The following is a 24147-nucleotide window of genomic DNA, read 5'->3' as shown; positions in this document are numbered from 1 at the left end:
ATGATGACTTTTGAGGATAACGGATGAAAGTTTTTCAAGCTCACTTTGAGCATCTCGAAGAAGTGACGAAGTTGTTTGACCAATATCGCGTCTTTTACCAGTCATCCTCAGATCTGGAAGCCGCCAAAGAATTTCTTCAAGAGCGTTTCCACAAGCAGGACTCAATTATCTTTGTAGTCCAAGATGAAGGGCGCATCGTCGGGTTTACACAGCTTTATCCCAGCTTTTCTTCAGTGTCGATGAAGCGGGTTTGGATTTTGAATGATTTGTTTGTGGAGCTAGCTTGGCGAAACAAGGGAGTTGCAAAGCTGTTGTTGAGAGCAGCAGAGGATTTTGCAAGAGAAACGGAAGCCGTTCGCATCACGTTAGCAACGCAAATTTCTAATACTGCTGCTCAAGCGCTCTATGAATCGCTTGGGTATTGCCAGGATGAAGCGTTTTATCACTATTCGCTACCGTTAGTGGCGGCGTAACAAACAATTTCTCCAGTGGTGTAGCAAGTCTAAAGCGTTGGGTTCCGCTCTGCTCCACCCAACCTACACAAATTACAGACGGTAAAACCGTAGGTTGGGTGAAGCGCAGCGGAACCCAACAGAATTCAGGCAGGTGCCGAGTTTGTTAGAGCAAGCCGACAAAGTGCAACGGGCCATGTCCACTGATTAACTCAATCAGCAGAGCCAGGAATCCCAACATAGCCAGCCGACCGTTCCAGACTTCGGCAGCAGTGGTCATGCCCCATTCCCACCGCTCTTGGGGGTAAAGTTTGGTGTCTTTGTCAGGACGCATCACTTCAGAGAGGTTGACGCTAGGTGAGTTCAGGGCATCTGTCACCATTTCAGCCAGGTCTTCAATGAAAACGGGGTGGGTGTTGAGCGCAGGAACCCGATGAAACTCGTGAATGCCTGCTTCTTCAGCTACTTCCCGATATTCCATGTCGATCTCTTGCAATGTCTCGATGTGTTCTGAGACAAAGCTGATCGGCACGACGAGCAGGTTTTGTACGCCTTCAGCGGCGAGTTCGGCGATCGCATCTTCCGTGTAGGGCTTCAGCCACTCCACTGGACCAACTCGACTCTGATAAGCCAGGGTGTGAGCGTTGGAGCGGTTGAGGGTTTGCATGATCAGGGCAGTGCATTCCTGGATTTCCCGCTGGTAGGGATCGCCTGCCTCTTCCACATAGCTAACTGGAACCCCGTGAGCGCTAAAGAAAATATGCACGTCGTCAGGATTAGGGAACTTGTCTAGTTCTTGGGCGATCAGTTGCGCCATTGCCTGGAGATATCCAGGTCGGTTATACCAGGAGGTAATGACAGTATGTTCTACCTGATGCAGAGCTGGATCTTCCTGCCAGAGCGCTTCCAGCAGCCGGAAGCTAGAGCCGCTGGTGCTAATGGAGAATTGCGGATAGAGCGGTAGGATGACGAGCTTTTCAATGCGATCGCGCTTGATCCGGGCGATCGCCTCTTCGGTGAAGGGATACCAATAGCGCATCCCGATGTAAACCTGAGCGTCCTGTCCTTTTGCCTTCAACGAAGACTGAAGTGCCTTTGCTTGCTCTTCGGTAATCCGCCGCAGTGGAGAGCCGCCACCAATTTGCTTGTAGTTTTCTTGAGACTTTTTGGCTCGGCTAGTAGATATCAGCCATGCCAGGGGTTTCTGCAACCAGGGGAACGGCAGACGAATGATCTCCGGGTCAGAAAACAGGTTGAACAGGAAAGGACGGACATCCTCCAACTGGTCTGGCCCACCTAGATTAAGCAGTAAAACCCCAACACGCCCCATAACGGTTACAGCTTCCCAATGTTTTAATATTTGTTAATGATTTTAACAATGAAACTTACTGACTAACTCAGTCAGCAGCAAGATCAGCACCAAAATCCTCTCCATTCTCAGTGAAGTTGTTCACGAAATAGAGATTCCTATAGATGTTGACGTACTGTGCGGTTTTTGAGCCACCCATGACATTATCGTTAAACTCACTGCTGAAATCAGGAAATTCCTCAACGGATCTTCCTGGTTCATCCAGATTTGGTTTAATGCTCATGGACTACTTGCTATCTTAAGTTCTTATTAAAGACTGGACGCTTGTTGATACGCAAGTTAAAACTTGCCATTTTGACTAGATTCGTCGTTATTTGTCGTTATGACTGATTCAACTGCGATCGATGCTCGAATTGTTCAGCTTAATCAACGCCTGAAGGTGGCTCGTCTGGGGCTACAGGTCGAGCGGCGGGGACAAAAGCTGAGCTTGCGGGGCACACTGCCGCCGCGACCGGGGAGCGATCGCCTGCGATCGCATCAGCAGCGCATCAGTTTAGATATTCCCGCTACAGCGGCAGGGCTAAAACAAGTAGAACAAACCGCTAAGGTCATTGCGGCACAGTTGATCCAAGATACGTTTGACTGGCGTGATTATTTGCCTCTGGTGGGCGGTGGGCGGCTGCATCAGATGGATTTGGCTGAAAAGCTGGACGCCTTTGAGCAGCATTTTCTGGCACAGTCGCATACGGCTGACATGGCTTCGGTAAAGACGACCTGGAAGAAAGCCTATGCACCGTATTTGAATAAGCTGGGGGCGATCGCTCAAGCTCGTAATTTTACTTTGACGGAAGCAATCTACGCGACGGTGCAGTCCACGCCAAACAATTCCCGCAGCCGCCAGGTTTGCTGTACGGCTTTGAATGCTCTAGCCGAGTTTCTCAATCTGGAGTTGCCCACTCCACTAAAGAGTTTGTGGGGAACCTACAGCCCCAGCCGGACTCAGATGCGGCGTTTGCCTTCGGATGAGGAAATTGTGAGGGCGATCGCCCAAATTCCCAACCCCAATTGGCGCTTTGTCTATGGGATCATGGCGACCTACGGACTGAGAAACCACGAAGTTTTTTTCTGTGACTATTCTGCGCTGGAACAAGGCAACTCTGAAGCCACAGTCGAGGTTTTACCCACAACCAAAACAGGGCAGCACGAGGTTTGGCCCTTCTACCCAGAATGGGTGGAGCAGTTTAACCTGCGAGAGATATGCCTGCCACCAGTCAACACCGACCTGACGCAAACAACCCTACAGCGAATTGGGCAGCAAGTTACCGCTCAGTTTCGCCGCTATAAGCTGCCCTTTTCACCTTATGACCTGCGCCATGCTTGGGCTGTGAGAACAATTCACTTTGGTTTGCCCGACACCGTCGCTGCTCAGATGATGGGACATTCGGTTGCAATTCATAATCGCACTTACCACCGCTGGATTACCCGTCGTGATCAGCAACAGGCGGTTGCCTCAGCTTTGAGTCAGAGCCAGATGAGTTGGCAAGGATGACTTGTCGCTCTGCAATTTCGGTGTCATAAAGGACACAGTAAACAGGAAGCATCTAACAGCTACCCGTTTTTCACCTGAAGTTCTTATTTCTGGAGCCTGTCTGAATGATGCTAGCCACAAAGCGAGTAGCAACCGTAGCCCTATTAGGGTTGTCCTTTAGCCTGCTATCCAACGACTCTGCTCACGCTATCAGCTTCACTTTTACTAAGATCGTTGATACTAGCACTTTCATTCCCGACGGGACTGGGACTTTCACTGAATTCCGTGCGCCTTCTATCAGTGGCAGCAATGTGGCTTTTTTAGGCAGGGGCAATGGCTTTCAAGCGGGAATCTACACCAGCATGGGAGATGGGTTAGACAAAGTGGTTGATACTAATACTCCTATTCCTGGGATCTCTAATGGCTCTTTCACTGATTTTAGCGATCCTTCTATCAGTGGTAGCGATGTAGCTTTCTTGGGGTTTCTTGATGGTGGCTCTCGAACAGGCATTTATCTCAGTACTGAGCAAGATTTGGCTGTAGTAGCAGATTTCAACACTCCTATCCCGGGTGGCAATGGTAACTTCACTGGCTTCAATGTTCCCGATCTTAGTGGAAATAATGTAGCTTTCTTAGGAACTGATGGTCAGGGCAGTCCAGGAATTTATATTGATAGCGGAGATCAACTGACTGTAGTAGCAGACCGCAACACTCCTATTCCGGGTGGCAATGGTAACTTTGTCAGTTTCCTCTCTCGTGCCGTAAGTGGAGACCGCGTAGCTTTTCTGGGGAGTGATGGTGGTTCCCAGGTGGGTATTTATACTAGTGTTGGAGGGAGTTTATCTGTAGTAGCGGATCGCAACACGCTTGATCCTGCTAGCAACAATAACTTCACTCCTGGCTTTTTCACTCCTCCTGCCTTAAGTGGAGATAACGTAGCATTTGGGGGAATCAGTGTTGGATGGGATCAGGCTGGAATTTATACGAAAGTAGGAAGCCAACTGAATGTAGTGGCAACAAATTCCCTCAATGGCGGAGTACTGGAATTCATTAACTTCATGAGCGCTCCTTCAATTAGCGGAAGTAATACAGCCTTTTTAGCGGGTTTTGACTCGGCAATCTATACAGATGTCGGTGGCTCTTTTGCAAGATTGATTGGGCGCGATGATACCTTAGATGGCAAAACGTTAACGTCTGTTGATTTCAGCCCAACTTCTAATGGGTTGAGTGCTAATTCTTTAGCATTCTTAGCTCGTTTTTCCGATGGTTCTCAAGGCATCTTTCGTGCAGATTTGGTTTCTCAACCTCCTCAACCAGAGCCAGTGCCAGAGCCTACCCCACTGTTGGGTTTGCTGCTAGTGGGAATACTGGGAGGAGCTAAAGCCTTGCGTCATGCAGATTTGTCTTCAGCAGAAGAGTAAATAACCTCGGCTCTGCTAGAGGCTTTAGCATAGGAAGCCGCTGTAAGCGGCTTCCTCACCCTCAACTCGATTCTAGAAATACTCGATTTTAGAAATACAACGCAATTCTGGAATGCTGCCATCCAACCTCGAAAGTGGGGATGGCAACATTTCAAATATTTCTAACCCACCAGCTCAGGCTGTTTCTTAGCGGGCTCTTCTTCGGGTAAACCGGCTGCTCGGTTGTAGACTTTGACGTATTCCTTGGCGTATTTTTCCCAGCTAAAGTCCTGGCTCATGCCGCGTTTTTGCAGTTCTTTCCACTGCGGCTTAAACTGGAAGCCTTCCCAGGCTCTTACCAGACAGGTGTACAAATCCAAAGGTTCGTAGCGATCGAAGCAGTACCCGGTTCCGGTTCCTGTTGCCGGGACGTGATGCTCGACGGTATCGACTAAGCCGCCTGTGCGTCGCACGATCGGAACGGAGCCGTAGCGCAAAGCCAGCATTTGGCTAATGCCGCAAGGCTCAAATCGGGATGGCATTAGGAAAGCGTCGGTGCCTGCGTAAATTCGTCTAGACAGGGCATCGTTATAGAGCAGGTAGGCGGACATGCGACCGGGAAAGCGGGAGGCAATTTGCCAAAGCTGGGTTTCGTAGTAGCGATCGCCCGTTCCCAACACCACAAGCTGAGCATTGGTATAAGCCATGAAGCGATCGAGCATCTGAATTACCAAATCCAGCCCTTTCTGCTCAACCAAGCGTGACACCATGCCGATGAGGAAGGCTCCAGAATTGACCTCTAAGCCGACCTCTTCCTGAAGCGCAATTTTGTTTGCTTTGCGGTTGTCTACTGTCTCTGCCGTGAAAGTTTTGGCAATGTGCTTATCCACAGCCGGGTCATACGCCTGAGTGTCAATGCCGTTGAGAATGCCAACTAGCTTACCGCTGATGAAGGAAAGCAAGCCTTCCAACGTTTCACCATAGGCTGGGGTTTGAATTTGCTGGGCATAGGTGGGCGAAACGGTATGCACGACATCCGCAAACTGTACGGCAGCAGCCATTGTGTTGTGTCCTTGCATATACCAGGGGCACCAGGTCATGCGCTCTAGCTTCCAGCGCCACGGCCCTTGATAAGCCAGATTGTGGATGGTGAATACGGTACTGATATCAGGAGACTGGTGCATCCACACGGGAATCATGCCCGTATGCCAGTCATGACAGTGAATGACCTGAGGTTTCCAGTAGTTCCAGGCAAACTCAGCCGCACCGTTGGCAAAGAGGGTAAACCGCCAGTCTTCGTTTTCGCCACCGTAGATGTTGCGACCGGCGAAGGACAGGTGCCCAAACAGGTAAAGCGGTATGTCTGAGCCAGGTAGAGTAGCCTCGTAGACATCGAAGCTCTCGAACATGGCAGAGCCAGACCAAACCGGATCTGGAGGAATCTCAATCTTGTCAGGCATGAAGCCGTAGTAGGGCATGAAGATGCGGACATCATGTCCCATGTCTTTTAGGACTTTGGGTAAGGCCCCAACTACGTCTCCCATGCCGCCGACTTTGGCAAGTGGCGCTGCTTCCGCTGCAACAAACAGAATTCGCATCTGACCTGATTTCCCTCGCGATATTAATCCACTAGAACAAGTCTAAGGGGGCGTGGCGATCGGGCCTAGAGCAGATTGAGAATACGTCAGTTTCTGATTAAGAACCGCGCTGAATTTGGGTAAAGATTTCGTTCAAAATCTCCTGTGCGCCCTGTTGCTTCAAGCGGTTCGCCAGGTCAATGCCTAACTGCTCTGCCTGATCAGCTGTGCCAGTCAGGGTATCTTTAACCAGGGTTTGTCCATCCAGGCTAGCGACAATGCCTGTTAGCGTCAGGGTGTCGCCCTGCAAGCTGGTGTTTACGCCGATGGGAACCTGACAGCCGCCTTCTAATTCACGCAGAAAGGAGCGTTCGGCATAGCAGCGGTAGGCTGTGGGCGGATGTTCTAGGGCTTTTAGCAGCGACAGAATTTCGTTATCTTCGGCGCGGCACTCGATGCCTAGTGCGCCCTGACCGACCGCATGGAGGGAAACTTCGGGGGAGAGGACTTGGTGGATGCGATCGCCCATTCCCAACCGTTGCAACCCCGCTACCGCCAGAATAATTCCGTCATATTCGCCTGCATCTAGCTTGCCCAAACGAGTATTCAGGTTGCCGCGAATGTCCTTAAAGGTGAGATGAGGATAGTGGTGACGCAGTTGAGCCAGTCGCCGCAAGGATGATGTGCCGATCACTGCGCCTTCGGGCAAGGTGTCGATTTGCTTATCCTGATGATTGGCGTGGACGACCAGCGCATCTGCGGGGTCTTCTCGCTCGGTAACGCAGCCGAGTATCAAACCTTCGGGCAGGCGGGTGGGTAAATCTTTGAGAGAGTGAACCGCAAAGTCAATTTCTCCCTCGAGCATCCCCACTTCTAGCTCTTTGGTGAATAGCCCCTTGTCGCCAATTTTGGCTAGCGCCACATCCAGAATCTTGTCGCCATGGGTGCTCATGGTGTGGACTTCAAAGGTTCGATCTGGAAAGGCTTTCTGTAGATGCTCTTGCACCCAGTGAGTCTGAACGAGTGCGAGCTGGCTCTTACGGGAACCGATGCGGATGGTACGGGGAGGACTTGCGATCATTTGTGAAGCGTTGTTTAGAAAACTTACGAATGTTAAGCGAGCAGGCGATTTCAGCCGCCTAATCAGCTTAGCGTAGGGGGTCATCTTTAGGAAGAGAAGGGGCTAGGGGCTGGGGGTTAGGGGTCAGGGGTTGAGGAGCTGCGCTCCGGTAATTCCCGATTTCCGCCCGTAATGAGTAGGCTAAGCCTGCTGGTTAAGAATAATTAACGCGATCGCCTTCCCCTAGCTCCCGACCCCTAGCTCCTCCCTCTCATCCCAGGTTGCGACGGGACGCAGTACAGCCGGAATTTCTTGGTCGTAGGGAAATTCTAAAATTGTTTCCCGCAAGCCCAGATAGCCTGATTCGCTGAAGGACAGCAGCATTCGCTGGAGCGCAAGCCAGATTTCGGATTCATATTCCCATTCCCGGTCGAAGGGAGCTTGAGCAGCGATCGCCTTCAACGCCCAGAAATAAGTATTTCGTACTACGGGTCCATTCTTCTTGTAGGGCGGCACATCTTCGGGATGCAAAAACAAAACCTGGTCTTCGATTCTCGCTCTCATGCGGTTACTTACGCCTTCGGCGCAATGGATTAGTGCATTAGTATTACTCTTTCAAACATATCAAATCCCTCATAGTGCTAGACGCACACTGTAGGACACGTCTTTGCGTGAAAGTTCCCACGCGGCGGGAACTTTCACGCAAAGACAATTTGGTCAAGGCGCGTAGCGCTGGATCGAATCACTCAAAAAGTGCGTTCTTGTAGGACTGTTCCATCGTTGGCTACAACGACATAGCGATATTGTTGGGGGGCAACCTGCCAGAAGCGTTCTAGCTGGGTTTGGCTGTAGTTGGTTGGAACGTTAATTTCAAAGTATCCGTTTTCAGGTACCCAGGCGATCCACCAGTCGGCGGCATTCCAGCCAAGGGTGCGCCAGAACTGAAGACGAGTGGTTCTTTCCTGTTCTGCGGAAATGGGGAATCGGACTTGTCGCCAGGAGGGGTTACCTGCGTTTCTCAAGCTATCGGGATTAAAGTTTGGGGTAATGATTGGCAAATAGTTGTAATACCAGCTATATCTGGCTTTTTCGGTGAGCAGCGTGTAGCTGGAGCAAGCGTCGTAGGGGGTAAAGAGCAAGCGACCGTCGCTGGCGTAGATGCGATAGGGAGCAGCACCTGTGACCTGATTCATGGCTTCTTGCTCTTCGGGAGTGAGCTGGTCGTAGGTTGGAAAGGCCCGTAGGGCTTCAATCACCTGCTGCTTTTGAGTTCCGGTGAGGCGCTCAAACTCTGCGGTGAGGGTAATGCGATCGCCCTCCAAGGAGCCGAAGGGATTGACTGCACCCCAGGGAGGGTTAGTTTGCTGCTGTAACTCGCGCCACATCCGTTCCATTACGGGTTGATAGGGTTCTAGGGTGCCAATGGAACCGGCACAGTTTGCTTGAGCAGGGGCGATCGGTAGCAGCAGATTGATCGCGACTGTAGCGGGAGCTAACCAGAGTAAAGCTTTAAGTTTGAGCATCTAGAAAGATTCGTAGCGTGGAAATTTGTGGCGTACAAGGTCAATTTTGTTACACCCAGATAGGCGATCGTTATCCTCTTATCGGGTGATTTGAGGTCGCTATCGGGTTGAGAAATCACTTTATAGAACTGGTCAAGCGGGTGAGGTGCGATCGCTCAGACAAATCTACGGTGGAATGTAGTTCTAGTAGCTCTTACAGTTCAAGCGGGGTAATCCGCCCAACAGCTTTGTTCAGTGAGTACTGAACATTTAGAATCTATCGATCTATAATGTAAACAAAGGTTAAAGCGTACTTGACAGCAAAGCATACTTAGCAGAATTGACAGCAGCATTGGACAGCAAACCGATTAAACGAGTTGAGTTAAGTCACTTCGTTGAAGAAGTGGGACTGAGGTTTGAGGCAGTTGGGTTGCCTCGGATGGCAGGGCGAATTTTTGGCTGGCTGCTGATTGCCAATCCGCCGCATCAGTCGATGGGTGATCTGGTTGAGGTTTTGCAAGCTAGCAAAGGTTCGATTAGCACCATGACTCGCTTACTGATTCAAATTAGTTTGATCGAGCGGGTTAGTTTTCCAGGACAGAGACGTGACTACTTTCAAATCAAGCCTCACGCCTGGTCGCAGTTGAGCCAACAGCGCATGACTCAAATTACCGCATTTCGCAAACTGGCTGAGCGCGGGCTTAACTTACTCGCCGACCAGCCTCTCCCACTGCAACAACGCTTGCAGGAAATGCGCGATATGCACGCTTTCTTAGAGAGAGAGCTGCCCCTGCTCGATCAGCGATGGCAACAGGAGCAAGAACAACAAGGACAGAAACGCCAGAATCCACGTTCTGAGTAATTTAACTTTTACCCACCTTTTCCCTATTTATGGTTATGGAACTTCCCTTAATCGGCAAAATTCGCCCGCCTGCCCGCTGGGTGCTGGGGTTGATTGCGGCTGGTTTAGTTGGAACTGGCGCAGCTTCTTTCCTGGTGATTCGGCAGCAGGCGACGGCACCTGATATTTCATCGCTGACGGTTCCGGTAGAGTCTGAGGCGGTGACGATTCGGATTAGCGCTAGCGGTACGGTGCAGCCTGTGCAGACGGTCAACCTTAGCCCCAAAGAGACGGGACTGTTGGCTGAACTGTATGTAGAGCAGGGCGATCGCGTCACCCAAGGGCAAGTCATTGCCCGGATGGAAAGCGAAACGGTCGAAGCAGAGTTAGCCCAGGCACAAGCGAGAGTTTCTCAGTCCAGAGCAAATCTTTCTGAGATCAGGGCTGGCAACCGTCCTGAAGAAATTGCTCAGGCCGAAGCAGGGGTTTCGCAAGCTGAGGCACGGGTCGAAGAAGCCCAGGCTCGCGTCAACCTGGCAGAAGAGCGAGTTCGGCGTAACCGCCAGCTAGAGGCTGAGGGGGCAATTTCTACCGACGATCTGGATCAGGTGTTGAATGAGGCTGAGACAGCCAGAGCAACCCTGGCGCAAAACCGAGCCAGCCTGCAAGAGACGCAAGAAACGCTACAGCTTCAAAGAAGTGGCAGTCGTTCCGAAGATATTGAAGAAGCCGAGGCTCAGGTTGCTGAAGCTCAGGCTAACCTGAAAGCAGTTCAGGTCAGGTTAGAAGACACCTACATTCGTGCGCCGTTTTCGGGCATTGTGACTCAGAAATATGCGACCCCAGGTTCCTTTGTTGCGCCTGCGACTTCTGCTTCTGATGTGAGTTCTGCGACTTCGACGGCAATTGTGGCGATCGCCACCGGACTCGAAATTTTGGCAGAAGTGCCCGAAGTGGACATCAACCAGATCAGCGTCGGACAAGCTTTAGAAATCAAAGCAGACGCTTACCCCGATCAGGCATTTCAGGGGCGGGTCAAGCTGGTTGCCCCAGAAGCGATCGTTGAGCAAAACGTGACCTCATTTCAGGTGCGAATTGACCTGGAAACAGGTGAGGACAAGCTGCGCTCTGGCATGAATGTAGACGTGGAGTTTATCGGCGACGAGTTGAGCGATGCGCTAGTTGTGCCAACGGTGGCGATCGTCACCCAGGATGGGCAGGAAGGCGTGCTAATTCCTGATGATAAAAACCGTGCCCGCTTCCAACCCGTCACTATTGGCTCCCAAATTGGCAACCAAACTCAAGTGTTAGAAGGCATCGAGGAAGGCGATCGCATCTTCATCGATCTTCCCCCCGGACAAAATCTAGAGAACCTTAACTTTGGTCAAGACTCCCAGGATGAACAATAATCAATCCCTGATATGAACATCACCGAAAGCCTCAAAATGGCGCTCAAGACCCTTACTGCGAATAAGCTTCGTAGTGGACTCACCATGCTGGGAATTGTCATCGGCAATGCCTCTGTGATTGCGATGGTGGGTCTGGGTGAAGGCGCACAAACCTATGTATCTGGTCAGATTGAAGGACTCGGCCCAAACGTTTTGTTTGTGTTGCCGGGAACGCCAGAGTCACAGCGGGCCACCTTCAACCAGCCGAAAACGCTGGTGCTGGATGATGCGGAGGCGATCGCCGCCCAAGTGTCCTCGGTGCAAGGTGTTGCGCCAGAGTTTAACGATGCAGGACTGGTAACTCAAGGCAATCGCAGTACCAATGCGACTATTGTTGGCACTACGCCATCTTTTCCAGAAGTGAGAAACTTTGAGCTAGCGGAAGGGCGGTTTTTCACGGACTCGGATATGCAGCGCAGCAGTCAGGTTGCGGTGATTGGGCAGCAAATGGCAGAGCGGCTATTTGTCAACGAAGACCCGATTGGGCAAAGTATTCGGATCAAAAACAATAGCTTTCAAGTGATTGGAGTGCTGGACGAAAAAGGCTCTAATCTCGGCTTGAACTATGACGATGCGGTGCTGGTGCCGCTGATCACGATGTCGAGGCGATTGGTTGGGCAAACGTCTCCCTACGGCATTGAGCTAACCTACATTGCGATTTCGGTCAACAACGAAAGCAACATCAGAGCGGCTGAGTTTCAGATCACAAACCTGTTGCGACTGCGGCACCAGATTGTTGATGAAGATGACTTTATCATCAACAGTCAAAAAGATTTGCTGGAGATTACAGGCACCATTACTGGAGCGCTGACGATTTTGCTGGCGGCGATCGCCGGAATCTCCCTCTTTGTGGGCGGCATCGGCATCATGAATATCATGCTCGTCTCGGTTAAAGAGAGGACTCAGGAAATTGGACTGAGGAAGGCGATCGGCGCTTCCCAGCAGGACATTCTGGTGCAGTTCATGATTGAGGCGGTGATTCTCTCTGCGGTGGGTGGCATTGTCGGCACAGGTATCGGAGTGGGCGGTGCATTACTCATTGGACTGTTCACCCCCTTTCAACCTGGTATCTCTGTTGCTGCCGTTGTTGTTGCTGTTGGAGTATCAGGCAGCATCGGACTCTTCTTTGGCGTTGTCCCTGCCCGACAAGCCGCTCGCCTCGACCCGATCGTAGCTCTTAGGAGCGCTTAGTTAGTCATGAGTTGTGAGCCTTGTGTAGGGGCGAAGCGTTCGGTAGATAACCGATTGAAAATGCCGAAAATTGTTGCCCGAACGCTTCGCCCCTACAAGCCCCTCGGACAAACTGAGAGTTCTCAAATATCCTCTCAAATTCAAAACTCCTACGCAAAACGCAAAACTCATGTCTAAAGCCATCATCCAACTCGAACACATTTCCAAAGTCTACGGTTCTGGCAACACTGAAGTAAGGGCACTGTCAGATGTGAGTTTGACCGTAGAAGCAGGCGAATATTGCGCGATTATGGGTGCTTCGGGGTCAGGTAAGTCTACGGCGATGAATGTGATTGGCTGTCTCGATCGCCCCACCGACGGTTGCTATTACCTGGATGGTGTAGATGTGGCGGGGTTAGAAGATACTGAGCTAGCCCATATTCGGAATCGCAAAATTGGGTTTGTGTTTCAACAGTTTCATCTGTTGCCGCAGTTGACCGCGATGGAAAATGTGATGCTGCCAATGGTGTATGCAGGAATTCCTAATCGCGATCGCCAAGACCGCGCCGCTGAAGCGCTAACGCGAGTGGGTCTGGCTAACCGTCTCAACAATAAGCCCACCCAGCTTTCGGGTGGACAACAGCAGCGGGTGGCGATCGCCCGTGCCATTGTGAATCAGCCTGTGCTGCTGCTGGCAGATGAACCGACGGGCGCTTTGGACTCTCACACCACTCAGGAAGTGATGAATATTTTTGGTGAACTCAATGCCAGCGGCATTACTGTTGTGATGGTGACGCACGAGTCAGAAGTCGCCAAAATGAGCAAGCGTGTCGTCTGGTTTCGAGATGGCAATGTGATTCACTCTCATCTTGCGCCCGAAGACTTGGGACAGGTAGCGATCGCCCCTTAGAAGATTTCTAGGAAGAATACCCTTTGCGTAGGCTGAGTGGAGTATCGCGAAACCCAACAATAGGAGCTTGCGTTGGGTTCTGCCTTGCTTCACCCAATCTAACGATTATGAAGATTGTGGGTTAGGGGAGTTTTCCTGCTTAATTCTCTTGGCTTCTGCTAAATATCGTCTATTAGCTTCTACGTGCACCTGAGCCGCTTTTAAATGTTCCTCAACGGCTTGCTCGTATGCTTCCACTGCTGTTTCTCCCCCTGCTTCAGCGAGCTGTGCAAATTCGAGCGACTTTTTTGCGTGCTGCTGAATCTTTTCACCCGCTCGCTTCATCGTCTGTCCCAGGTGTTCAGAACCTTGAGTTTCAAGCGATCGCCCTATTTCATACACATGTTTGCCGTGTTGCCATGATTCCTCTGCATGTTTTTGAGCAAGCCTGACATTCTCTAATGACGGCTGATGCATTAAGTTGAAACCTCTCTATGTTTTTAAGCGGTGTTTTTAGACGCTGGGTTCTATGTTTTTCAACGGCTGAAGGCGTTTGAGTTCTATTATTTTTTTGTAAGTCTTTAGCCGCACAATAGCCATCTGTCTTTAGGCAGTAGCTAATCCATTCAATTGCACACTGGAGTGTAGAGGTAAGCCGAAAGTATGAAGCGCTAATCTTATGTAGGGCAGGAATATAGGTTTGGCTATCAAACAGTTTTACTACATGAGGCGCAAAACCTTAATTCTTAATTGCTGAATTGATTCTGGTAAGAATCAGTGGAAGTTGGCTAAAGTTTAAGTAACAGTTAAAGTAAATGTGCGAATATGCGTCCGCTTCTCCAATCGTGGTAATTGGGGCCTCCGCTGGAGGAGTGCAGGCTTTACTAGAGTTAGTGCAGCTATTGCCAGCCAATTTTGGGGCAAGCATTTTTATTGTGTTGCACACTTCTCCTACCTTACCCTCACGACTACCCAAACTGCTACAAACCGCAGGATGTCTCTCAGTAACTCATGCTGTTGATCAGGCTGAAATTCACCCCGGACATATCTATGTTGCACCACCAGACCGTCACCTCTTGATTAAGCCTGGGTGGATGCAGGTAGTATTAGGCCCAAAAGAAAATCGCTTTCGTCCTGCGATTGATCCCTTGTTTAGAACTGCGGCTCTAGCTTACGGCGATCGCGTGATTGGCGTTTTGCTATCGGGTGCGCTCTACGACGGCACGGCCGGGTTGTTTGACATTAAGCAACACGGCGGACTCACGATTGTTCAAGACCCTGAAGAAGCTTTTGTTTCTGCTTTACCGAGACACGCAATTGCTCACGTTGCGGTAGACCACATTCTACCTATTGCTGGTATTGCTCAGTTGTTATCTACGTTTAGTGAGCAGCTTTCAGCTTAGGAGAATTACAGATGCCAAATGAAGAAATACAGCCCGATCCAGTAGAAATGAGCCAGAGCATGTTTGAAGACTACGACATGCCTGGAAAGCACACCGTCCTGATTTGTCCTGAATGCGGAGGGACGCTATGGGAAATTCGCAGAGACAGTCTAATTAACCTTCAATGTCATGTAGGTCATGCCTATTCGTTAGAGAGTTTTTTAGAAGACCAGGCTGAAGAGGTTGAGCGTAACCTATGGAAAACATTGCGAACGCTGAAAGATAGAGCCGAAATCTTTCGTCAACTGGCAGCCGAGCATGCTCGGCAGGGCAATTTAGTTGCCGCACAACAGCTTGAAGTGCAGATTGAGAATGCGCTACAACGGGCTAAACTGTTGTGTCAGGTCTTGCAAATCGGTGAGCTTAAACCTGACCCAGAACTGCTTTTCCCAAGTTAAACTTTAGGTTTAGGCTGACAGTTACTTGAACTGATTGTTAGTGAGGAGGGCGATCGCGCAAATGCAGTTAAAAAGTTAAAAAGTTAAAAAGTTAAAAAGTTAAAAAGTTAAAAAGTTAAAAAGTTAAAAAGTTAAAAAGTTAAAAAGTTAAAAAGTTAAAAAGTTAAAAAGTTACTTTCCTCAAAATTTGCCAAAATTCCCCTTTAATAGGGATGTTTGATTTCCCTTTTAAGGGGGATTTGGCTCCAGTTTTTTCCTTCTCAGGGGAGGCTAGAGGAAGCGAGCGCAAAGACTTTAACTTTTTGATTGTCCTTGAGACTCAAGCTAGACTTAGAGCAAAATTGCGAATCAGCCGATTGTTACGTTCCTTTAGAACTATCGGTTGCAAACCTTAACAAGCAGGTAATCTTAAGTTTGGTAGACGAGCCCGCTTTACCTTATTTGGTTGAAACTGAGCAATGCAATACTTTATCGCTGATCCCAATAGTGCTCATTTTGCCTCCTCTGCCGATGTCGCCTCTAAGGTCGTTGCGATCGCCTCTTCGGCGGGTGGGCTAGATGCTTTGATTCAAGTTTTGTCAGGTTTGCCTACCGATTTTCCTGCTGCGGTCGCGGTCGTGCAGCATCTTTCTCCCCACTATCGCTCTCAAATGGCAGAGATTTTAAATCGGCGAACTGCCCTATCGGTCAAGGAAGCGAAGACCGGGGATCTGCTCAAGCCAGGATGTGTTCTCATTGCACCCCCTGATCACCATTTGTTGATCAGTAGCGATAGATCGGTGATACTCAATCAAGCTGCAAAAGTTCGTTTTTCTCGCCCTGCGGCTGACATCTTATTTAACTCGATTGCTGCAATCTACAAAGAACGGGCGATCGCAGTTGTGTTGACTGGTAAAGATGGCGATGGTGCAGCTGGCTCTCAGACAATTAAACAGATGGGTGGAATTGTGATTGCTCAGGACGAAGCTACTTCCAAATTTTTTAGTATGCCGAACGCTGCTATTCAAACGGGAGTCGTTGACTTTGTGTTGCCCCTGACTGATATCCCTACCACTCTAGTTAGGTTGGTGATGCAGCGGGTTGCATAAAGGACTATCGAATGAACACAAACGATGAAGATGCTGTATTTGAGGCACTTCTAGATTATCTCAAACGAGCCAGAGGTTTCGATTTTACGGGCTACAAGCGCTCTTCATTAAAGCGACGAGTGCACAAGCGGATGGCATCAAGAGGCATCAACCGCTTTGAGGATTATCTAGATTACCTGGAAGTCTATCCCAACGAGTTTGCAGAATTGTTCAATACGATTCTGATCAACGTCACCAGCTTTTTTCGGGATCAGGCTGCTTGGAGCTATCTACAGGAACACATCATCACTTCTTTAATCTGGGGAAAGCCAGAAGACGAACCGATTCGGGTTTGGAGTGCGGGCTGTGCGTCGGGTGAAGAAGCCTACACTCTGGCGATCGTTTTGGCTGAAATTTTGGGAGATGAGCAGTTTCGGCAGCGGGTCAAAGTTTATGCCACAGACGTAGATGAAGAGGCGTTGGCTCAGGCTCGTCAGTCTAGCTACAGCACTAAAGAGCTTGAGCCAGTTTCGCTGGAGTTGCGAGAGCGATATTTTGAGCCATTGGGCGATCGCTTCACCTTTCGGGCTGACCTACGCCGTTCGGTGATCTTTGGTCGTCATGATCTGGTGCAAGATGCTCCAATTTCTCGGCTTGACCTGTTGGTTTGCCGCAATGCGCTGATGTATTTTAATGCTGAAGCTCAAGCTCGCATTCTAAACCGCTTTCACTTTGCGCTGCGAGACCCTGGCATCTTATTTTTAGGCAAAGCGGAGATGCTGCTGTCTCATGCCAATTTGTTCACACCCACGAATTTGCAGCATCGAATTTTTAGTAAAGTCCCGCGGATTAATTTGCGCGATCGCTTTTTGTCCTTTTCACAAGCCAATGATGATAGGGTAAGCACCGATTTATCTAGCTATGTCCGGCTTCGAGAAGTCGCTTTTGATAAGTCTCTAATTCCACAAATGGTTGTAGATGTCAACGGCAACCTGATATTTGCTAATTCGTCTCTGCGCGTCATGTTTGGGCTGGTGCAACAAGACCTGGGGCGACCGCTGCAAGACCTGGAAATTTCTTATCGACCGCTAGAGCTGCGTTCTCAAATTGAGCAGGTCTATGCCAACCATCAAACGATCATCGTGAGGGACGTGACCCGCCAACAGTTAGATGGCAGAGTTCAGCATTTGGACGTGCGAATTGCGCCTCTAGAAGATGACAACGGCGAAGTTATGGGAGCTAGCGTTGCCTTTACTGATGTCAGTCGCTATCACGAGCTTCAGCAAGAAATTCAAAACTCTAATCAAAAACTAGAAACCGCGAACGAAGAGCTTGAGTCTAGCAATGAGGAACTAGAGACGACGAACGAAGAGCTTCAGTCTACCAATGAAGAACTGGAGACGACGAACGAAGAGCTTCAGTCTACCAACGAAGAACTGGAGACGATGAACGATGAACTCCAGTCTACGAATGAGGAGCTTCAGACGATCAACGATGAACTACGTCTACGTACCCAAGAACTGAACGAGGCAAATGCTTTCCTAAACTCCATCCTGACTAGCATGAAGGCTGGGGTGATTGCCCTCAATCGTCAGTTTCAAGTGATTAGCTGGAACAGTGAAGCAGAAAATCTGTGGGGGCTACGTAACTCAGAAGTGCAGGGCGAATCGTTGTTTAACCTGGACATGGGTTTGCCCGTTGACCAGTTACGAGACATGATTCGTCGCTCTTTAATAGGAGAAAAAACCTCCCTGGAAATTACTTTAGATGCCGTCAATCGCAGGGGACGAAAGATTAAGTGTCGGGTGGTGTGCAATCCCATGTTTGACTCTGAAGAAACCACCCAGGGTGTCATCTTAGTTATGGAAGAAGCTTGAACTTGCTCCACCCAACCTCCATCAGAAGATTTGTCAGTCAATCAGCTATTCGCAACTTTCAAAAGGAAGACAGATTTTTTTTCTACCGCAGATTACCAATCTCCCTGTGGAGACGTGGCAAGCTGATTTGAGAACGCTAAAATCTCAGTAATCTGCTAATTTCTAAGCTGGTGATACTTGTTTGAACTGAGACGTAACAGATTCTTTCGTATTAAGCTTGGCAGTATCAAGCCCCTCCTGAAGTTTCTAGAGGCAGTTGATTAATCACTCTATGCCCCCTTAAGCTTTGCAGTAAAGCGATCGCCCTATGAACATAGCTGACTTTGAGCAACAGGTCAGAGGTGCCCAGAACCGGCTAGACAACATCCTTCAAGCTGCCAGCCGCAACTCAGCTCAATCTGATTCATTTGATCTCTCCTTAGAAGGGCTAACCGAGGAACTGCACGTTTCTTTGGAAGAACTCTACGTCGCCCTTGAAGAACTAAACACTCAAAACGAAGAGCTAAAGATTAGCCAGAAGGCACTCGTTGCAGAACGTAAGCGTTACCAAAATCTGTTTGAGCTTGCTCCAGATGGGTATCTGGTGACTGACCTGAACGGGATGATTCGAGAAGCAAACTGGGCAGCAGCAACGATGCTAGGCATCCCCCAAGAGTTTTTGGTTGGTAAGCCACTGATAAACTACGTCATCGATGCAGATCGAAAAAGGTTTCGCAACAAGTTGAGCGAGTTGCTGAGCCTGCGCCGCCTCACCGATTGGGAGATTCAGATGCAGCCCCGCAAGCGGGAGCCGTTTCCGGTGGCGATCGCCATTTCGACGATTCGCAACTCGGCAGGCGAAATCACTGACATGCGCTGGATCATTCGAGATATCAGCCAACTCAAGCAGGCAGAGGCAGCCATTCGCGACCAGCTTGCCGCAGAAAAGCAACTTAGCGAATTAAAATCTCGAATCATTCAAACTATTTCTCATGAGTTTCGTACTCCTCTTACGGTCGTTCGTACCTCAATTGAAATTTTGGAGCATTACAGCGATCAGTTAGACGAAGCCAAAAAAGAAAATTACTTCCATCGAATGAAAGCTGCAATCCAGTACACGACCCGGCTATTTGAAGGGGTCTTGATCCTAGATGAAGTGGAGTCTAATCGACTAGAAATCCAACCTTCCCCAGTTCAGTTAGAGCAGTTTTGCCAAGAGCTGATTGATGAAGTTCAGTTGACTAGCGCGATCGCCCACACGATTCATTTTGTCTATGAAGGAGAACAGCGCCCCGCCAGTTTTGATCGCATTTTGCTGAAGCAAGTGTTTGGAAATCTGCTGTCTAATGCGGTGAACTATTCCTCTGACTCCAGCAATATTTACGTAAAGTTGACGCACGAGGAAACTCAGGTCATTTTTCAGATCCAAGATGAAGGGGTTGGCATTTCTGCTGAAGAACTGCCGCATTTGTTTGAGCCTTTTTATAAAATTGGGAACGGCAAAAACGCTTCAGGAGCCGGACTGGGGTTGGCAATCGCTAAAAGAATTGTAGATTTGCACGGAGGCACCATTGGCCTTCATAGTGAGGTTAACGTAGGTACGACTGTTATCGTGACGCTGCCCTACGCGACCCCATAGATGCCCTGCAAATTTCTACTGAACTGACATGAATTTACCAACCGCGATCACCTTCTCTCGTCTGCTAGGGGTGCCGCTGCTGCTGTACTTGCTATATCAGCCAACGGAACAAACTCGCTGGATCAGTGTGGTGATCTTCCTGATTGCCGCCGGTACAGATTGGCTGGATGGCTATTTGGCGCGGCGACTCAACCAGGTGACTGATCTGGGCAAGTTTCTCGATCCGCTGGTTGATAAGCTGCTGGTGTTGGCTCCGCTGTTAGCGCTGATTGAGTTAGGTCAGGTGCCTGCCTGGGGCGTATTTCTAATTTTGGCGAGGGAATTGACGGTTGCCGGATGGCGGGTCAGCCAAACCACCATTTCTGGCGCAAACATCTGGGGCAAGCTGAAGACGGTGAGCCAGATTGTGGCGATCGCCCTTCTCATCGCTCCGTTACCTGCCGCTTGGATAACGCTTTCGCTAGTCGCCTTTTGGATCTCAGTACTGCTTACCTGGATCTCTGGTGCCATTTACCTGATGCCCAAAACCGCTTCATCTCCAAGTCCCCAGTAAGGGGCATAGCATTCAGTTCTCCCCACGTCCCTGTAGGGGTGCGGTGCGCCCCTCCCACTGCAACATCTTCCAGCCGTTTCCAGATGGGTAAAGCCATAGCGTAGGGGGGCAGTTCGCGAACTGCCCCTACCGTTACAGCAAGCTCAAGGTGTTGGGTTCCGCTCTGCTCCACCCAACCTACGGTTCTACAGGTTGTGTAGGTTGGGTGAAGCGCAGCGGAACCCAACATTTAAAGCCTGCTATCAGCATTCAATATTAATAACCAATCAGGACTGCAAAATCTCATCATCAGTCGAAAAATCGATCGCACTCTGATCACGACCACTGGTCATGTAATCGTTTTGAAAAGAATCCTTTAACCCACCGACCAGGTCAAACTGCGGCTGCCAGCCCAACTCCTGCTTCGCCTTGTGAATGTCTGTAAAAAAGTGCTGAACCCGCATCGGAAAAGCTTTGCGCTTGCCAAAGTCAAACTGCTTGGGGTCGTAATGCACGATTTTTGTGGACTCTGGCGATTTCCCTGCTGCTGCTGCACAAGCACGGGCAAGCCCATCAAAGGTGACAGCGCGATCGCCCGATATGTTATAAATCTGCCCGCTCGCCTGCGAGTTACCTAAAACTGCCGCCATTGCTGCTGCCAAGTCCTGGACATGACCAAACTGGGTTAGATGCATTCCGTTTCCGGGAATAGGAACGGGGCGATCGCGCACAATTCGATCAAAAAACCAGGCTTCTAAATCGTTATAGTTTTGCGGCCCGTAAATATAGACCGGACGAATCGACGTAAACGGAATGCCTGCTTCTGCCAGATAAGTTTCTGTCTCAAACTTCCCTTTATGGCGGCTCTTCGGATCAACGAGATCGCCTTCTACGTGGGGCATCTGGTCAGACTTGAGGTACACCCCCGCCGAACTGACGTAGACAAAGTGCTGCACCCGGTCTTTGAAGATTTCGGCAAGGGGCTGCGTATCGCTCAATTCGCGGCCGTTGTTGTCAAACACCGCATCAAATTGCTCGGAGGAAAGCTTGTCTTTGAGTTGGGCAGCGTCGGTGCGATCGCCCTGAATTTGCTGCACTCCCTCTACTGGAGCAGGCTTGTTGCCGCGATTAAACAGCACCACCTCATGACCCTGCTCTATCAGAATTCGCGTCAGGTAAACGCCAATAAACCGCGTTCCACCCATGATCAAAATCCGCATTCTGTATCGCCCCTTTACCTACGCTAAGGATTATAGAGGCTACAGCCGCAGTTGGGTGATCGCAATCTTGCCCGAAAAGCACACGTCCACATCAGCACCCGGATCGCGGGCGCGTTTGGGGTATTCGCCCACGTAGCGCAAATATTCTCCTTCAACCTGGTAGACGGCTGGCAAAGGCTGAGTGCAGAGTGGACAAAAAACAACTTCTGGGTCAGGTGATCCGGGCTCCAGGTGAGGCAGGTTGACGTTCCAAAAGGCTCCTGGCTCAACGGGTTGTTGCATCAGTTTGTCTAACACCTGTGCCGTCCAACGGGCTGCAAGCTGCCAGTCGATCGCCATACCCCGTCGAATAAAGTGGGAAACCGCAATTCCGGGTACCCGATGTAAAACGGCTTCTCGCACTGCCGCTACGGTGCCAGACAGATATACATCTGCTCCTAAGTTGCCGCCCGCGTTGATCCCCGAGAGGACAAACTTGGGTTTGAAATTAAGGTGATGCAGCGCAATGCGAGTGCAGTCAGCCGGGGTACCTGCGATCGCAAACTCTTGATCAGAACGGCGCTGAATGTGAATGAGGCGATCGCTCGTCACCTGATGGCTACAGCCTGAATGAGGCTGCTGAGGTGCGACAACGATGCCCCGTCCCCCAACAGCCTGCCAGAGCGCTCGAATTCCGGGGGCGTCAATGCCGTCATCGTTAGTCAGAATTAGGGTCACAGCGTTAATTGACCAACTGGAGCATTTCGTCTGCCATACCCGATTCCTGGACGCAAATTGCGTAAAGCTGAATGGAGGTTAATCCGGGTGTTTGCTGTCGCGCCTGGTCAACCGACATGCCAGGTGCCGTGCAGAAATTATCAACAACCTGAGCGTACTGTTCTGCCGTACCCAGCAGTCCCTCAAGGTTTGCTGAACTCTGTAGGCTATTTCGCAACTTTCCGACTACTTCGTTTGCCAAAAGTGCTGTAGAGTCTTCCGCGTCAGCAGGCAAAAGCTGACTTTGGACGATGACAGACTGAATTGCATTGTAGAAAGTTGCTGTACCTTGGGGGTTTGAGAAAACCGTCACCAACATCTCTGGCGTAACTCTGGGATCAGCTTCCACCACCGTTCTAAAGCCAACTAGCCCACTTGCCGCCAAGATATCTGAAATAGTGTCCAGGTAGCTTGTGTAAGAGACTTCTGGCTGGCTTGAGCCATCTCCACAGACGACTGCACCATCGCTCCCTGCCCCTGCTGCCAGATCAACCTTTCCCCGGTCGGCACAGGCTGAGATAGTGTTCTGGATGTCTATGGAAAACATTTCTAGCAAGCGCTGGCTAGCTGGAGAGTTTTGCAGCGTGCTGAGATTGTTAGGAGGGCTAAGTTGGGCGATCGCAGGCAGTGCACTAAACCCCAGCCAAGCTAGGGAACTTAGTCCTAAACAGCTACCAGCAGAACCTAACCGCTGCACAAACTTTTGCGTTGACATGATTCAGGAAGTGAAGTGAGGAGTAACTAGCGGCCGCAAATCACTTGCCGCATTTTTCGCATATTAGCAGGCAAATCAAGCCGCATTGCTTCCTGAATAAACACAGAAGGCACCGGAATCGTTGGAGTTGCTTGCACAGAATAGCTTAGTAACGTACCGGACTGGGTACCAGACTGGTGATCCTGAAGCTTTAGATCAGCCGAAAAATCTGTAAAGCTGCCTCTTTCCATCCGAAATTGAATCTGCTGACGGGCGCTAGTATGAACGGTTTCGATTACTTTCAGATAAATTTCAACCTGGGCTGAAAGCATGAAAAATGTTTTTTTGGCGACCTGGTAGAGTCGTTTGCACCCCTGTAGCCCTTCTCCGTGAGTTAATACCTCACTACACACCAAATCAGGAAAGTATTGAACCCAGCGGGGGTAGTCTGTCACTTGCTGCCAGACCTGCGATCGCTCCAGAGGCAGGTACATCCAGGCGGTGACTGCTCCTCCCCAGGCAGAGTGCGATCGCGTCTCTAGCAAAATTTCTCCGTTTAAGAGCGCTTTCTCTCTAGCGACATCAAAGCTTTGACCTGACTCGGAGTCAGCATAGCCCAACACAGCAAATCCGGTCATCTCAGTTCAGCAACTCCTGGTGAAACAATTAAGTGGTTCAAACTAAGGGGCTCAAACTCAATAATTCAAGTAGTTGGTTTTCGATTTTGCAGGAACTCCATCCACTACCATAACCACGTCCACTGAGGAAATCACCAAACTAATTTCAACCAATTATAAAGATATTCGTGAATTTGTTAAATTTTCTTTGCGAATATGCTGTTTCGCCTACAGCTTAATTCGGTTAGAACGGGCTGACCCTTGCCATGTCACAATGGGGGTTGAAATTTCTAAAGGTGTGAGGAGAAGAGTTTGTGGGTAGAACCCCCAATCTTGCCATTACGATCGTTCTATACGTTTTTGGTTTTCTGCTGGTAGCAGTGGCAATCATCCTATTGCTACAGGCTTACGGTGTAGCGATTCCTAGACCCGCAGTCGGGGCGATCGTGCTGTTGTCCATCGGGGTTGGAATTCTGACGGGCATTCAAAGCCGCAGATGGACGTAACTCGGTGTGTATAAGCTGTAGGTTGCTGTCTGAGGAAGAAAGATGAGCAGATCGGTCAGGACAGAAACCGCGATTTTTCTGTCATTTGTGGGGATCACACTGGTAGTTTGGGTGCTGAGAGGCATTGGGATTTTGACGTTTTTGCCAGGTTTGGTGATCTGGCTCTTAATTTTCCTGTCGATTGGAGCCGGGGTTTTTGACTTCATCCAGCGCATAAAACGCTGAGAGCTGTGGACTCTATGGG

General features: G+C 49.9%; 26 protein-coding genes. 15 read left to right on the top strand and 11 right to left on the bottom strand.

Features of this window, described 5'->3' with window-relative positions:
- Positions 1 to 23 precede the first annotated feature (23 nt).
- Positions 24 to 473, top strand: coding sequence for a GNAT family N-acetyltransferase (locus tag H6G00_RS20905; protein WP_190798198.1), 450 nt, complete (start codon positions 24 to 26; stop codon positions 471 to 473).
- A gap of 145 nt (positions 474 to 618) precedes the next feature.
- Here the strand turns inward: H6G00_RS20905 and hemH are convergent, their stop codons facing one another.
- Positions 619 to 1782, bottom strand: coding sequence for a ferrochelatase (gene hemH / locus H6G00_RS20900; protein WP_190644887.1), 1164 nt, complete (start codon positions 1780 to 1782; stop codon positions 619 to 621).
- Positions 1783 to 1849: 67 nt separating this feature from the next.
- Positions 1850 to 2044 carry a hypothetical protein gene (locus tag H6G00_RS20895; protein WP_190798197.1) on the bottom strand — a complete coding sequence of 65 codons (195 nt, stop codon included), beginning with the start codon at positions 2042 to 2044 and terminating at the stop codon, positions 1850 to 1852.
- Between the two features lie 99 nt (positions 2045 to 2143).
- Between H6G00_RS20895 and H6G00_RS20890 the strand changes: the two genes are divergently transcribed.
- Positions 2144 to 3310 (top strand): site-specific integrase, encoded by a 1167-nt coding sequence (locus tag H6G00_RS20890; RefSeq protein WP_190798196.1) that lies wholly within the window; start codon positions 2144 to 2146, stop codon positions 3308 to 3310.
- A gap of 104 nt (positions 3311 to 3414) precedes the next feature.
- Entirely contained in the window at positions 3415 to 4710 is a 1296-nt protein-coding gene (locus H6G00_RS20885; protein ID WP_190798195.1) for a PEP-CTERM sorting domain-containing protein, read from the top strand.
- Positions 4711 to 4871: 161 nt separating this feature from the next.
- Here H6G00_RS20885 and glgA read toward each other — a convergent pair whose 3' ends face one another.
- The 4 genes from glgA to H6G00_RS20865 all read right to left on the bottom strand — a co-directional run bounded on the left by glgA (position 4872) and on the right by H6G00_RS20865 (position 8849).
- Positions 4872 to 6287 (bottom strand): glycogen synthase GlgA, encoded by a 1416-nt coding sequence (glgA, locus tag H6G00_RS20880; protein WP_190798194.1) that lies wholly within the window; start codon positions 6285 to 6287, stop codon positions 4872 to 4874.
- Positions 6288 to 6384: 97 nt separating this feature from the next.
- Positions 6385 to 7347 carry a hydroxymethylbilane synthase gene (gene hemC / locus H6G00_RS20875; RefSeq protein ID WP_190798193.1) on the bottom strand — a complete coding sequence of 321 codons (963 nt, stop codon included), beginning with the start codon at positions 7345 to 7347 and terminating at the stop codon, positions 6385 to 6387.
- Positions 7348 to 7569: 222 nt separating this feature from the next.
- Entirely contained in the window at positions 7570 to 7890 is a 321-nt protein-coding gene (locus H6G00_RS20870; RefSeq protein WP_190644893.1) for a hypothetical protein, read from the bottom strand.
- A 182-nt stretch (positions 7891 to 8072) separates the two neighbouring features.
- The gene (locus H6G00_RS20865; RefSeq protein WP_190798192.1) at positions 8073 to 8849 is read right to left on the bottom strand and encodes a phosphoribosylaminoimidazolesuccinocarboxamide synthase; all 777 of its coding nucleotides are present in this window, start codon (positions 8847 to 8849) and stop codon (positions 8073 to 8075) included.
- A gap of 319 nt (positions 8850 to 9168) precedes the next feature.
- On the opposite strand from H6G00_RS20865, the gene H6G00_RS20860 reads away from it, so the two are divergent.
- The 4 genes from H6G00_RS20860 to H6G00_RS20845 all read left to right on the top strand — a co-directional run bounded on the left by H6G00_RS20860 (position 9169) and on the right by H6G00_RS20845 (position 13197).
- Positions 9169 to 9690, top strand: coding sequence for a MarR family transcriptional regulator (locus tag H6G00_RS20860; RefSeq protein ID WP_190798191.1), 522 nt, complete (start codon positions 9169 to 9171; stop codon positions 9688 to 9690).
- 35 nt (positions 9691 to 9725) lie between these two features.
- On the top strand, positions 9726 to 11078 hold the full coding sequence (locus tag H6G00_RS20855; RefSeq protein ID WP_190798190.1) for an efflux RND transporter periplasmic adaptor subunit: 1353 nt from the start codon (positions 9726 to 9728) through the stop codon (positions 11076 to 11078).
- A 12-nt stretch (positions 11079 to 11090) separates the two neighbouring features.
- Positions 11091 to 12308: an ABC transporter permease gene (locus tag H6G00_RS20850; protein WP_190798189.1), complete on the top strand. Its 1218-nt coding sequence runs from the start codon at positions 11091 to 11093 to the stop codon at positions 12306 to 12308.
- Between the two features lie 169 nt (positions 12309 to 12477).
- Complete coding sequence (locus tag H6G00_RS20845; RefSeq protein WP_190798188.1) at positions 12478 to 13197, top strand: ABC transporter ATP-binding protein; 720 nt, start codon at positions 12478 to 12480, stop codon at positions 13195 to 13197.
- A gap of 105 nt (positions 13198 to 13302) precedes the next feature.
- On the opposite strand, the gene H6G00_RS20840 is transcribed toward H6G00_RS20845, so the two are convergent.
- Positions 13303 to 13653 carry a hypothetical protein gene (locus H6G00_RS20840; RefSeq protein ID WP_190798187.1) on the bottom strand — a complete coding sequence of 117 codons (351 nt, stop codon included), beginning with the start codon at positions 13651 to 13653 and terminating at the stop codon, positions 13303 to 13305.
- 338 nt (positions 13654 to 13991) lie between these two features.
- Between H6G00_RS20840 and H6G00_RS20835 the strand changes: the two genes are divergently transcribed.
- The 6 genes from H6G00_RS20835 (at position 13992) to pgsA (ending at position 20131) form a co-directional block, all read left to right on the top strand.
- Positions 13992 to 14579 (top strand): chemotaxis protein CheB, encoded by a 588-nt coding sequence (locus H6G00_RS20835; RefSeq protein ID WP_190798186.1) that lies wholly within the window; start codon positions 13992 to 13994, stop codon positions 14577 to 14579.
- 11 nt (positions 14580 to 14590) lie between these two features.
- Positions 14591 to 15016 (top strand): hypothetical protein, encoded by a 426-nt coding sequence (locus tag H6G00_RS20830; RefSeq protein ID WP_190644899.1) that lies wholly within the window; start codon positions 14591 to 14593, stop codon positions 15014 to 15016.
- Between the two features lie 458 nt (positions 15017 to 15474).
- Complete coding sequence (locus H6G00_RS20825) at positions 15475 to 16104, top strand: chemotaxis protein CheB (RefSeq protein WP_190798185.1); 630 nt, start codon at positions 15475 to 15477, stop codon at positions 16102 to 16104.
- Positions 16105 to 16115: 11 nt separating this feature from the next.
- Positions 16116 to 17960, top strand: a complete 1845-nt coding sequence (locus H6G00_RS20820; RefSeq protein ID WP_190798184.1) for a CheR family methyltransferase — start codon at positions 16116 to 16118, stop codon at positions 17958 to 17960.
- Between the two features lie 307 nt (positions 17961 to 18267).
- The gene (locus tag H6G00_RS20815; RefSeq protein ID WP_190798183.1) at positions 18268 to 19578 is read left to right on the top strand and encodes a PAS domain-containing sensor histidine kinase; all 1311 of its coding nucleotides are present in this window, start codon (positions 18268 to 18270) and stop codon (positions 19576 to 19578) included.
- Between the two features lie 28 nt (positions 19579 to 19606).
- A complete protein-coding gene (pgsA, locus tag H6G00_RS20810; protein WP_190798182.1) occupies positions 19607 to 20131 on the top strand; it encodes a CDP-diacylglycerol--glycerol-3-phosphate 3-phosphatidyltransferase in 525 nt (174 codons plus the stop codon).
- A gap of 266 nt (positions 20132 to 20397) precedes the next feature.
- Here pgsA and H6G00_RS20805 read toward each other — a convergent pair whose 3' ends face one another.
- From H6G00_RS20805 to H6G00_RS20790, 4 genes are read right to left on the bottom strand one after another with little or no spacing between them, the layout of a single operon-like run.
- Positions 20398 to 21330, bottom strand: a complete 933-nt coding sequence (locus tag H6G00_RS20805; protein WP_190644905.1) for an NAD-dependent epimerase/dehydratase family protein — start codon at positions 21328 to 21330, stop codon at positions 20398 to 20400.
- A gap of 39 nt (positions 21331 to 21369) precedes the next feature.
- The gene (gene surE, locus H6G00_RS20800; RefSeq protein ID WP_190798181.1) at positions 21370 to 22047 is read right to left on the bottom strand and encodes a 5'/3'-nucleotidase SurE; all 678 of its coding nucleotides are present in this window, start codon (positions 22045 to 22047) and stop codon (positions 21370 to 21372) included.
- A gap of 4 nt (positions 22048 to 22051) precedes the next feature.
- Positions 22052 to 22801 (bottom strand): hypothetical protein, encoded by a 750-nt coding sequence (locus tag H6G00_RS20795; protein WP_190798180.1) that lies wholly within the window; start codon positions 22799 to 22801, stop codon positions 22052 to 22054.
- 26 nt (positions 22802 to 22827) lie between these two features.
- Positions 22828 to 23418, bottom strand: a complete 591-nt coding sequence (locus tag H6G00_RS20790) for an SRPBCC family protein (RefSeq protein WP_190798179.1) — start codon at positions 23416 to 23418, stop codon at positions 22828 to 22830.
- A gap of 293 nt (positions 23419 to 23711) precedes the next feature.
- Here H6G00_RS20790 and H6G00_RS20785 point away from each other — a divergent pair, with 293 nt between their 5' ends.
- The gene (locus H6G00_RS20785; protein ID WP_190644909.1) at positions 23712 to 23903 is read left to right on the top strand and encodes a hypothetical protein; all 192 of its coding nucleotides are present in this window, start codon (positions 23712 to 23714) and stop codon (positions 23901 to 23903) included.
- 42 nt (positions 23904 to 23945) lie between these two features.
- Positions 23946 to 24128: a hypothetical protein gene (locus tag H6G00_RS20780; RefSeq protein WP_190644910.1), complete on the top strand. Its 183-nt coding sequence runs from the start codon at positions 23946 to 23948 to the stop codon at positions 24126 to 24128.
- Positions 24129 to 24147 lie beyond the last annotated feature (19 nt).

Origin of the sequence: Leptolyngbya sp. FACHB-541 (genome assembly GCF_014695875.1) — a bacterium.
Lineage (GTDB): Bacteria > Cyanobacteriota > Cyanobacteriia > Elainellales > Elainellaceae > JAAUTN01.
The sequence above is the reverse complement of the archived record's forward strand: the minus strand, read 5'-3'. Positions and strand labels throughout refer to the sequence as shown.

Coding starts and splice junctions, on each gene's coding strand:
- H6G00_RS20905 (WP_190798198.1), top strand. CDS start 24: ATGAAAGTTTTTCAAGCTCACTTTGAGCATCTCGAAGAAGTGACGAAG.
- hemH (WP_190644887.1), bottom strand. CDS start 1,782: ATGGGGCGTGTTGGGGTTTTACTGCTTAATCTAGGTGGGCCAGACCAG.
- H6G00_RS20895 (WP_190798197.1), bottom strand. CDS start 2,044: ATGAGCATTAAACCAAATCTGGATGAACCAGGAAGATCCGTTGAGGAA.
- H6G00_RS20890 (WP_190798196.1), top strand. CDS start 2,144: ATGACTGATTCAACTGCGATCGATGCTCGAATTGTTCAGCTTAATCAA.
- H6G00_RS20885 (WP_190798195.1), top strand. CDS start 3,415: ATGATGCTAGCCACAAAGCGAGTAGCAACCGTAGCCCTATTAGGGTTG.
- glgA (WP_190798194.1), bottom strand. CDS start 6,287: ATGCGAATTCTGTTTGTTGCAGCGGAAGCAGCGCCACTTGCCAAAGTC.
- hemC (WP_190798193.1), bottom strand. CDS start 7,347: ATGATCGCAAGTCCTCCCCGTACCATCCGCATCGGTTCCCGTAAGAGC.
- H6G00_RS20870 (WP_190644893.1), bottom strand. CDS start 7,890: ATGAGAGCGAGAATCGAAGACCAGGTTTTGTTTTTGCATCCCGAAGAT.
- H6G00_RS20865 (WP_190798192.1), bottom strand. CDS start 8,849: ATGCTCAAACTTAAAGCTTTACTCTGGTTAGCTCCCGCTACAGTCGCG.
- H6G00_RS20855 (WP_190798190.1), top strand. CDS start 9,726: ATGGAACTTCCCTTAATCGGCAAAATTCGCCCGCCTGCCCGCTGGGTG.
- H6G00_RS20850 (WP_190798189.1), top strand. CDS start 11,091: ATGAACATCACCGAAAGCCTCAAAATGGCGCTCAAGACCCTTACTGCG.
- H6G00_RS20845 (WP_190798188.1), top strand. CDS start 12,478: ATGTCTAAAGCCATCATCCAACTCGAACACATTTCCAAAGTCTACGGT.
- H6G00_RS20840 (WP_190798187.1), bottom strand. CDS start 13,653: ATGCATCAGCCGTCATTAGAGAATGTCAGGCTTGCTCAAAAACATGCA.
- H6G00_RS20835 (WP_190798186.1), top strand. CDS start 13,992: ATGTGCGAATATGCGTCCGCTTCTCCAATCGTGGTAATTGGGGCCTCC.
- H6G00_RS20830 (WP_190644899.1), top strand. CDS start 14,591: ATGCCAAATGAAGAAATACAGCCCGATCCAGTAGAAATGAGCCAGAGC.
- H6G00_RS20825 (WP_190798185.1), top strand. CDS start 15,475: ATGCAATACTTTATCGCTGATCCCAATAGTGCTCATTTTGCCTCCTCT.
- H6G00_RS20820 (WP_190798184.1), top strand. CDS start 16,116: ATGAACACAAACGATGAAGATGCTGTATTTGAGGCACTTCTAGATTAT.
- H6G00_RS20815 (WP_190798183.1), top strand. CDS start 18,268: ATGAACATAGCTGACTTTGAGCAACAGGTCAGAGGTGCCCAGAACCGG.
- pgsA (WP_190798182.1), top strand. CDS start 19,607: ATGAATTTACCAACCGCGATCACCTTCTCTCGTCTGCTAGGGGTGCCG.
- H6G00_RS20805 (WP_190644905.1), bottom strand. CDS start 21,330: ATGCGGATTTTGATCATGGGTGGAACGCGGTTTATTGGCGTTTACCTG.
- H6G00_RS20795 (WP_190798180.1), bottom strand. CDS start 22,801: ATGTCAACGCAAAAGTTTGTGCAGCGGTTAGGTTCTGCTGGTAGCTGT.
- H6G00_RS20790 (WP_190798179.1), bottom strand. CDS start 23,418: ATGACCGGATTTGCTGTGTTGGGCTATGCTGACTCCGAGTCAGGTCAA.
- H6G00_RS20780 (WP_190644910.1), top strand. CDS start 23,946: ATGAGCAGATCGGTCAGGACAGAAACCGCGATTTTTCTGTCATTTGTG.